This window comes from Leucobacter sp. (genome assembly GCF_053528595.1).
The window spans coordinates 24,054-33,196 of the sequence record NZ_JAIVPF010000070.1 but is presented as its reverse complement, the minus strand read 5'-3'; the positions used below and the strand labels follow the sequence as shown (position 1 = coordinate 33,196).

Here is a 9,143-nt window from a genome sequence, read left to right as displayed (position 1 = left end):
GGATCTGCTGGACGGTGTGGCGGAGTTGATCTCGTCGGATGCGCTGGTGCAGGCCGGGATCCGCCTCGTGGGATCGCTGCCGGACGAGCTGAAGGATCGCGGTTACGGTTTCTACGAGGAGTGGCAGCGCGTCGCCGAGACCCTCATCCGCGAGGGACTCGAGGACGGTTCGGTCACGTCTCCCGTCAAGTCCTCGGAACTGGCCGAGGTGGTGCACGAGACCTTCATCGGAGCCCAGGTGCTCTCCGGGATGATGGACGGCTGGCAGACGCTGCCGGCGCGCGTCCAGCGCGCGCGCCCGCGCCTGCAGGCGCTGCTGGCGCCCGAGGCCTGAACTCCCGGCATCTGAAACCTTCGAGGCCCGAGCCCTCGCGCGTCGCTAGTCCGCCGGAGCCGCGATGCGCACCGACGCGAGTTGTTCGCGGCGCGTGGGGGCGGCGTGCACGGTGACGAGCTCGTCCACGTCCGCGAAGCGGGCGAACGCCTCGAGCTCCTCCCGCACGCGATCACGCCCGCCGATCGCCGTGTACTGCAGCATGCCGCGGATCTCGCGCCCGGCCGGGGTGTCGATCAGGGCCGACGCCTCGTCGACGGTGAGCTCCCGCTCCCGCCCGCGCGACAGGAACCGCCGCACGCGATCCACCTCGGTGCGCGCGAAGAGCGCCTCCGCCTCGCCGTCGCTCTCGGCCGCCACGACGTTCACGCCGGCGCTCACGTAGGGTTCCGGGTGCGCCTCGCTCGGCACGTAATGGGCGCGGTAGTGCTGCACGGCGCTCGTCAGGTGCTGCGGTGCGAAGTGAGACGCGAACGAGTAGGGCAGCCCGAGCTGCGCCGCGAGGCTGGCGCCGAAGAGGCTGGATCCGAGGATCGTGAGCGGCACCCGCGTCCCGCGGCCGGGGTACGCGTTGACCGCGTTGCGCGGCAGCTCGTCGGAGAGGTAGCGCTGCAGCTCGACGACGTCGCTCGGAAAGCTCTCGGCGGCCTGGTGCGTGCGGCGCAGCGCCCGGAACGTGGCGCCGTCGGTGCCGGGGGCGCGGCCGAGCCCGAGGTGGATCCGGTGCGGGTGCAGCTCGGCGAGCGTGCCGAACTGCTCGGCGATCACGAGCGGGGAGTGGTTCGGCAGCATCACACCGCCGGCGCCGAGCCCGATGCTCGAGGTGTGCGCCGCGATGTGCGCGATCAGCACCGCCGTGGCGCTCGACGCGATCGAGGGCATGTTGTGATGCTCGGCGTACCAGATCCGCCGGTAGCCGCTGCGTTCGGCGAGCTGCGCCACCTCCACGGAGTGCTGGAAGGCGTCGGCGATGCTCCCGTCCGCTTCCACGGTGGCGAGATCGAGGATCGAGAGGGGTGTCGCGGCCATACCGGACCCAACACGGGGCGGCGCGGTCGTATTCCGTCCGCGCCCCCGTGCCGTCCGATTCGCGCGGCTAGACCACGTCGCGACGCCAGCGCAGCGCCCAACCGGCCGCCACCGCCACGACCGCGTACGCGAGCATGACCAGCAGTCCGCCCCAGATCCCGAGCGCACCGGCCCCCTCGGGGAGTGAGGGATCGAGCGACGACACGCTCGTCATGACGCTCGCCCCGACGAAGGCGTCGGTCGCCGACCCGGGAAGGAACTTCGCGATCTGCGCGCTCCACTCCCAGAACTGGGCGCCGGTGCGCAGCACGGGCTCGACGAACTGGGTGAACACGAGGGCCAGCACGATCGCGAAGGCCTGGTTGCGCACGAGCACGCCGATCCCGAACCCGATGATCGACCACAGCCCGATCGCGGCGAGCACCCGGAGCGAGAGCAGCCACGTCTCGCCCGAATCGAGCATCGGATCACCGCCCGTCGCGGCCAGGACCGGTGCGCCCGCGCCGAACACGCCGATCAGCCCCGCGATCCCGAGCACGATGCCGAAGCCGAGCAGCACGATCGTCTTGCCGAGCAGCACGATCCCGCGCTTGGGCTCGAGGGTGAAGGTGAGCCCGAGCGTGCGGTGGCGCAGCTCGCCCGTGGCCATGAGCGCTCCGAGCAGCAGGGGGATCACGTAGCCGAAGGTCGAGACCGACGCGTAGACCATGTTCGCCGTGTCCTGGGCGGGCAGCGCGATCCCGCCCATCTCATCGCTCATCGCGCCGAAGATGAAGGCGAACATCGCCGCCATCATGGCGGAGTAGACGCCGAGCACCAGGGCGAGGATCCACCAGAGCTTCGTCGAGCGCACCTTGCGCCACTCGGAGGAGAGGCTGCGCATCAGGCGGTTCATGCCGCACCCCCTTCCGACGCCGCCGAGGCGGGCGGCCGGGTCGCCGTATCCTCCACCAGCTCCAGGAAGCTCTGCTCCAGTTCGCTCTCCTCGACGCTCAGATGCGAGAGCGGCACCGCCGCCTCGAGCGCGACGACGCCCACGGCGGCGGGATCCAGGCCCGTCACCCGCATGGTGCTGCCGCGTGTGCCGTGCACCTGGGCGCCGGCGGCCTGCAGGGCGTGCGCGAGCGCCGGCTGGTCCGCAGCCGACACGAGCACGGCGCGCTCGCCGGTGCCCCGCTGCAGATCGGCGAGCGTGCCGGCGAAGGCGAGCTCGCCGCGGCGGATCACCACGACGTCGTCGACCGTCTGCTGCACCTCGCTGAGCAGGTGCGACGACAGCAGCACCGTCTTGCCCTCGCTCGCGAGGTGCCGGAGCAGCAGCCGGATCCAGCGGATCCCCTCGGGATCGAGCCCGTTGATCGGCTCGTCGAGCAGGACCACGCCGGGATCGCCGAGCAGCGCGGCCGCGAGGGCGAGCCGCTGGCGCATGCCGAGCGAGTATCCGCCGGTCTTGCGGTCGGCCGCGTCGGCCAGCCCGACGAGCTCGAGCTTCTCATCGACCGTGTGCTTCGGCACGCCGATGGCACGGCGCACGATGTCGAGGTGCGCGCGGCCCGTGTGCGCGGGATGGAAGTCTGCGGAGAGCGACGCTCCCACGGTGAGCGCCGGGCGCTCGAGCGAGGCGTAGGGGGCGCCGCCGATGGTGGCGGTGCCGCTGTCGGGGCGCGTGAGGCCGAGCACCATCGAGAGGGTGGTGGTCTTCCCCGAGCCGTTCGGGCCGAGGAAGCCGGTCACGCGCCCGGGCTCGGCGGCGAAGCTGAGCGCGTGCACGGCCTGCACGCTGCCGAAGCGCTTCGAGAGGCCCGCGACCTCCACGCGTATCGCTTGCTGTGTCATGTGATCCCCTCGCCGGCCGCGTCCTCTTTGGCGATAACTCTATCCTAGATAGAACTATTGCCGTCGGGAAGGAGTTCTCCGGGATGCTTCAGCCCGGTATCCCGCTTTCGCGCGTCAGTAGTTGTCACCAAAACTGAGGCGAGGCAGCAACTACTGGCGCGCGTAGCGGAGGACCCGCTCTGGGTTCGCCGCTCCCTCCGCGCAGGATGACGGGCCATGAGGCCGCCGGATCAGTGCCCGCCGCCCGTGTAGGGGCCGCGCTCGGCGAGCACCTTCATGCGCTCGGGCAGCGCGAAGCGCGGATCCACCGTGCTCTCCTCGCCCGCGACCAGCTGCGCCGCCCACTCGCCGAGCTGCGGTGAGAACTTGAAGCCGTGGCCCGAGAGGCCGGCGATCGTGACGACGCGGCCGCTCGCGCTGCGGTCGACCACCGGCAGGCGGTCGGGAGTGTAGGCGCAGTGGTGCACGCTCTCGCGCACCGGCTCGGGGTTGAGACCCTCGAAGAGCTCGGCGGCGCGCTGCCCGATCTTGATGAGCTCCTCGCGGGTGTGGTGGGTCGGCACGTCGGCCACGTCGCGGAACACCGGCCACTCGGGGTTGGTGCAGGCCTTGAAGGCGTAGCCGTCGAAGCTCGGCGCGCCGAAGAAGTGCACGGGACCCGCGTCGCGCAGGAACGCGGGGAACTTCTCGGGCACGAACAGCCCGGGCTGCTTCGGCATGAACCAGGTAAGGCCGAGCACCTGCAGGCGCAGCAGATCGTCCAGCTCGGGGGAGAAACGGGTCGACCAGGATCCCGAGGCGAGCACCACGGTGTCGGCGAGCCAGGAGCCCTGGGTCGTGCGCACGACGACCCCGTCGGAGCGCTCCTCGATGCCGAGGACCGGGGTATTGAAGTAGAGCCGGGCGCCGTTCGCCTCGGCCAGGTCGAGCGCGCTCATCACGGCGACCTCGGGGCGCAGCCCGCCGCCGTGCTCGTCGAGCAGGCCCACGTCGCCGTCGAAGACGGTGTGCTGCGGGAACTCCTTGCGCAGCTCCTCGGTGCTGAGGGTGCGGTGCGGGATGTCGTAGTCGCGCACGGTGCCGAGCGCGGTCTCGAGATCCGGGAAGCCCTCGGGCGCGATGCTCAGGCAGCCCACTTCGTAGTAGATCTGCCGTCCCGACTCCTGCTCGAGCTCCCGCCACAGGTCCCGCGAACGCTGGATCATGCGCACGTAGGTGCCGCCCTCGTGCACCGCCGTGCGGAACACGCGCGACTCCCCGGCGTACGAGCCGTGCGAGTGCACCCGGCCGTACTGCTCGATGCCGACGACATCGAGCCCCTCGCGCTTGCTCAGCTGCCACAGCGCCATCGAGCCGACGGTTCCGGCGCCGATCACCACGACGCCCGTCTTCTGCAGGTCCATATCGATCCTCTTCTGCTCTGTCGTCCTGCGCGGAGTCGCAGGGTCCCGGTTGTTCGTTGTTTCCGCTGCGCCCGTCGTCCTGCGCGAGCGTGCCCCCTGCCCGTCATGCTGCGCACTGCGCTCGTTCCTCGCTGCGCGCAGCATGACCGGGGAAGTGCGTATCAGGCCAGCGCCGGCTCGTCCCAGAGCTTGAGCTTGGTGCCGATGCCGTCGCGCACGGCGTTGCGGTAGACCTTCGTCGCCCAGGCGACGTCCTCGACGGGCATGCCGCCCACGGAGTAGACGAAGATCTCGTCGTCGTTCCGGCGGGCGGGGGTGAGGCCCTGGATGATCTCGCCCATGTCCTCGAACTGCTCCGGCGTCATGCGGCCGTCGCGCACGCGGTCGACGAGGTGCATGCCCCAGATGCCCACCGTCTCGTGGGCGGGGACGGGGATCTCCTCGGCCCAGGCCTGGTAGATCTTGCGGGCGTCGGCGACGTGGCGCGACCGCAGCACGAGGCTCTCGTCGAGCGCGAGATGCGCCGAGCAGCAGATGAAGGCGCCGGGCTTCACCCAGTCGTTCTCGACGGTGGGGTAGTTCTCGGATCCCATGGGGCTGGGCACGGCGATGCTGACGATGTCGGAGCCGCGCACGGCGGTCTCCATGTCGGGCACCTGCTCGATCGTGGTGATCTGCGGGAACTTCTCCCTCGCCCACGCGATGAAGGTGTCGATGCCGGCCTGGCCGCGGCCCGAGACCTTGACGGTGTCGATGCCGGGGCGCACCGCCATGAACGACTCGAGCGAGGTGCGGTTCATGGGCCCGGGGCCCACGATGCCGACGACCTTGGCGTCCTCGCGGGCGAGGTAGCGGGCGCCGACGCCGGGGATGGCGCCGGTGCGGTAGGCGCTCAGCAGGTTGGCGCTCATGATCGCGAGCGGCGCGCCGGTGTCCTTGTCGTTCAGGGTGAACATGAGGATGGAGCGGGGGAGCCCCTGCTTCTTGTTCTCGACGTTGGATCCGTACCATTTGCAGCCGGCGACCTGGTAGTCGCCGCCGAGGTAGGCGGGCATCGCCATGAAACGCCGGTCCGGGCCGTCGACGGGCATCCCCGGGAACTCCTCGGTCTCGGGGAAGAAGATCTGCGCGCCGTGCGAGTTGTTCTCGCTGCCGGCCATGCGGTAGTCGCCCTTCGCGAAGAGGGCCAGCATGTCGCTCATCGTGTCGACGCACTCGGCCATGTCCGTGACGCCGGCGCGGATCATGTCGGGCTCGTTGAGGTAGAGGAATTCGATCGTGGTGTCCGGCACGGCGGTGTGTCCCTTCGTTGTTGCGCCGGGCGGCTGCGCCCGGTGAGGGATCCGGTCGCGATCCACTCGGTAGCGTCAGCCTAAAACTATCCATCTGGATAGTCAAGGGCGAATCGGGATCATTCCGCTGCGTCCCCCTCCGGTTGCACGTGCCCGCGAAGCTCGACGCGCGGAGTCCCGCACCACCGCTTCGAGACGCGCGACGCGGCCATCGGGGACCCCGCACGTCCCGGATCTCCCGCGGGCCCGCTCCGGAGCCCGGACGTCTCAGACGGTCTGCGCCGCCTCGACGAGCGCGCGGATGCGGCGCAGCGCCGGCGCGACGTCCTCGGGCGACACGAGCTGCTTGAACACGATCCCGTCGAGGGCGAACCAGATCAGCTCCGTCAGCTCGGCGTCGTCGACGCCCAGGCGCGTCAGCTGGCGCGAGATCGCCTCGCGGTAGGCCCGATAGTGCTGCTCCGCCAGCGGTCGCAGCTCCGGGCGGCGGCGCGACTCCAGCAGCAGCTCGTACTGGAACGACTGGATCCCTGCCTCGCGGTCGGCGAGCGACTCGATCCCCGCCGCGAACTCGGCCGCGGTGAGCGCGCTGCTGAGCATGTTGGAACCCCGCAGGCTCTCGTCGATCGCGAACTCCATGGCCTCCGCGATGAGCTGATCGCGGGATCCGAAGTGGTGCCGCACGAGCCCGTGCGAGACGCCGGCCTCCGCGGCGACCGCGCGGTAGGTCAGCGCGCGCAGACCGCCCGCGGCCACGACGACGATGGTGGCTCGCAGCAGGGCGGCGCGACCGGAGGGGAGACTCATGCACTCGAGCGTAGCGACTGCCGGACGCTCGCACTGCCATGTCCGTTTTCCGCGTGCGCCGGCGGCGCCGGCGCGGAACAATGGACCCGTGACCAGCGAGACTCCGATCCTCGATTTCGACGCGTGCTACCGGGCGGCGTCGGGACGCGACGCGCGCTGGGACGGCCGGGTCTACCTCGGCGTGACGAGCACGGGGATCTACTGCCGCCCCTCCTGCCCCGCGCGCAAGCCGCGCCCCGAGAACTGCCGCTTCTTCCCGAGCGCCGCGGCGTGCGTGGCCGCCGGGTTCCGCGCCTGCAAGCGGTGCCGACCCGAAGCGGTGCCCGGCACCCGGGACTGGGACGTGCGCGGCGACCTCGTGGCGCGCGCCGTGCGCCGCATCCGCGACGGCGCCGTCGACGCGATCGGCGTGACGGGCCTCGCGGCCGAGCTCGCCGTCAGCGAGCGGCACCTGCGCCGCATGATGGTGGAGGAGATCGGCGCGAGCCCGCTGCAGCTCGCCCGCACCCGGCGCGCTCACGCGGCCCGTGCGCTCATCGAGGAGACGGAGCTCCCGCTCGTCGACGTGGCGTTCGCCGCAGGGTTCGGCAGCGTGCGGCAGTTCGGAGACACGATGCGCGAGGAGTTCGGGATCGCACCCTCGCGCATGATGCGGCGGCATCCCGGTGCGGAGGATCCTCGCGGACCGGCCTCCGACGAGCGGCCGCGGCTCGCGCTGCGCCTGCGCACCCGGGCCCCGTTCGACGCCGCGGCGATCCGAGCGCACCTCGAGGCGCACGCCGTGCCCGGGCGCGACGCCATCGATCCCGACGGCTCGTCCGCGCACGCGGTCGACGTGCCCGGGGGCACCGCGGTGGTGCGCATCGACTGGCCCGAGGTGCCGTCGCCCGCCGCGCAGTCGCGCGAGGGTCTCCCGGTGGTGGGAGTGCCCGTCGTGCTCACGCTGCCGCAGCTGGCCGACACGATGCCCGCGATCCAGACGGTGCGCCGCATGCTCGACCTCGACGCGGATCCCGCGCAGATCGCCGACGCGTTCGCGCGCGACCCCCTGCTCGGCGGGCTGCTCGTGCGCCGCCCCGGACTCCGGCTGCCCGCCGCGCGCGAGCCGCGCGAGTTCGCCCTCGGCACCGTGCTGGGGCAGCAGGTCTCGCTCGCCGCTGCGCGCACGCTGCAGGGACGGCTCGCGGCCGCGTTCGCACGATCCGGGGCCGAGGCCGTGCCGGGCTTCCTGGCCGGGCCCGATCCCGCGCTCGTCGCCGAGTGCGAGGAGCAGCAGCTGCGGGATCGCCTCGGGCTCACCCGGGCCCGGGCGGCGACGCTGCGCACCCTCGCCGCGGCGCTCGCCTCGGGCCTCGACGTCGGGCCCGGAGCCGACCGCGACCGGGCACGGGCCGAACTCTCCGCGATGCGCGGCATCGGCCCCTGGACCGTGGAGATCGTCGCACTGCGCTCGCTCGGAGACCCGGACGCCTACCCCGCGGGCGACCTGATCCTGCGCCGCGCCCTCGGAGTGACCGCGAACCGCGAGGCCGAGCGCCTCGCCGAGACCTGGCGGCCCTTCCGGGGTTACGCCACCCAGCACCTCTGGGCCGACTTCCTCGAGGCGGCCTCACGAAAGGAAACGACATGACCTCCCAGCAGCCCCTCTCGTACGCGGTCGTCGACATCGTCGGCAGCCCGTTCCACGCGATCTGGACCCCCGAGGACGGTGCGCTCCGCGCCGGCGGCTTCGCGACCGACTCCGATCCGGAGGCCGTGAGCCTGATGGAGCGGCTCGACCGTCTCGACGCGTCGCTCGCCGATCGCGGCCTCGCCGCATCCCCGAGCGATGCGGGGCCGATCCCGGACGCGCTGCGCGCCTACGCTGACGGAGATCTCACGGCGATCGACGCCATCCCGGTCGCGCAGCCGGAGACCCCGTTCCGCGGCGAGGTGTGGCAGGCGCTGCGGCGGGTGCCCGCGGGGCGCGCCGTGACCTACACCGAGCTCGCGGCGCTCGCGGGGCGCCCCTCGGCCGTGCGGGCCGCCGCCTCGGGCTGCGCCAACAATCTCGTGGCGCTCGTGGTGCCGTGCCACCGCATCGTGCGCACCGACGGCGGGCTCGGCGGCTACCTCTTCGGCACCGACATCAAGGAGCGCCTGCTGCGCCACGAGGGCGCGATGCTCTGAGGTGCGCCGCTCTGGGGTGCGCGACTGCCGGGCGCGGATCTGCGCGCGGCTGCGCGTTGCATCGATGGTTCGCGGATCGCCCCTATTCTCGGCCGGAATGGGCGATCTGCGAACCACGGATCCTGCGAGGCCGTTCTCAGGGGTCCCCGGAGGTTCTCGGAGGGCCCGAAACGGAAGGAAGCCCGCCGGAGGCGGGCTTCCTGAAGGTGGAGGGACCGACGGGAATCGACGCAGATGCTGGGCTGGCGCCCGGCATCTGCAGCGCTCGCGTCG

At 71.9% G+C, this 9,143-nt stretch carries 9 protein-coding genes; 3 read left to right on the top strand and 6 right to left on the bottom strand.

The genetic code is table 11. From position 1 onward, the window contains the following. A partial coding sequence (locus ACWKZU_RS14585) for a hypothetical protein (RefSeq protein ID WP_449283058.1) occupies positions 1-334 on the top strand: 334 nt, incomplete at its 5' end. Positions 335-379: 45 nt separating this feature from the next. On the opposite strand, the gene ACWKZU_RS14580 is transcribed toward ACWKZU_RS14585, so the two are convergent. The 6 genes from ACWKZU_RS14580 to ACWKZU_RS14555 all read right to left on the bottom strand — a co-directional run bounded on the left by ACWKZU_RS14580 (position 380) and on the right by ACWKZU_RS14555 (position 6,701). Next, positions 380-1,363, bottom strand: a complete 984-nt coding sequence (locus ACWKZU_RS14580; RefSeq protein WP_449283057.1) for an LLM class flavin-dependent oxidoreductase — start codon at positions 1,361-1,363, stop codon at positions 380-382. Positions 1,364-1,430: 67 nt separating this feature from the next. Continuing rightward, complete coding sequence (locus ACWKZU_RS14575) at positions 1,431-2,258, bottom strand: ABC transporter permease (protein ID WP_449283056.1); 828 nt, start codon at positions 2,256-2,258, stop codon at positions 1,431-1,433. Beyond that, positions 2,255-3,199: an ATP-binding cassette domain-containing protein gene (locus tag ACWKZU_RS14570; protein WP_449283055.1), complete on the bottom strand. Its 945-nt coding sequence runs from the start codon at positions 3,197-3,199 to the stop codon at positions 2,255-2,257. Before ACWKZU_RS14570 ends, ACWKZU_RS14575 begins: the two co-directional genes overlap by 4 nt. A gap of 230 nt (positions 3,200-3,429) precedes the next feature. Then, a complete protein-coding gene (gene solA, locus ACWKZU_RS14565) occupies positions 3,430-4,602 on the bottom strand; it encodes an N-methyl-L-tryptophan oxidase (protein ID WP_449283054.1) in 1,173 nt (390 codons plus the stop codon). A gap of 161 nt (positions 4,603-4,763) precedes the next feature. Further along, entirely contained in the window at positions 4,764-5,894 is a 1,131-nt protein-coding gene (locus ACWKZU_RS14560) for a tyramine oxidase subunit B (protein WP_449283053.1), read from the bottom strand. Positions 5,895-6,161: 267 nt separating this feature from the next. Continuing rightward, entirely contained in the window at positions 6,162-6,701 is a 540-nt protein-coding gene (locus ACWKZU_RS14555; RefSeq protein WP_449283052.1) for a TetR/AcrR family transcriptional regulator, read from the bottom strand. A gap of 88 nt (positions 6,702-6,789) precedes the next feature. On the opposite strand from ACWKZU_RS14555, the gene ACWKZU_RS14550 reads away from it, so the two are divergent. Together ACWKZU_RS14550 and ACWKZU_RS14545 are read left to right on the top strand one after the other, a co-directional pair. After that, a complete protein-coding gene (locus tag ACWKZU_RS14550) occupies positions 6,790-8,331 on the top strand; it encodes a DNA-3-methyladenine glycosylase 2 family protein (RefSeq protein ID WP_449283051.1) in 1,542 nt (513 codons plus the stop codon). Continuing rightward, the gene (locus ACWKZU_RS14545; protein WP_449283050.1) at positions 8,328-8,870 is read left to right on the top strand and encodes a methylated-DNA--[protein]-cysteine S-methyltransferase; all 543 of its coding nucleotides are present in this window, start codon (positions 8,328-8,330) and stop codon (positions 8,868-8,870) included. Before ACWKZU_RS14550 ends, ACWKZU_RS14545 begins: the two co-directional genes overlap by 4 nt. Positions 8,871-9,143: the final 273 nt, after the last annotated feature.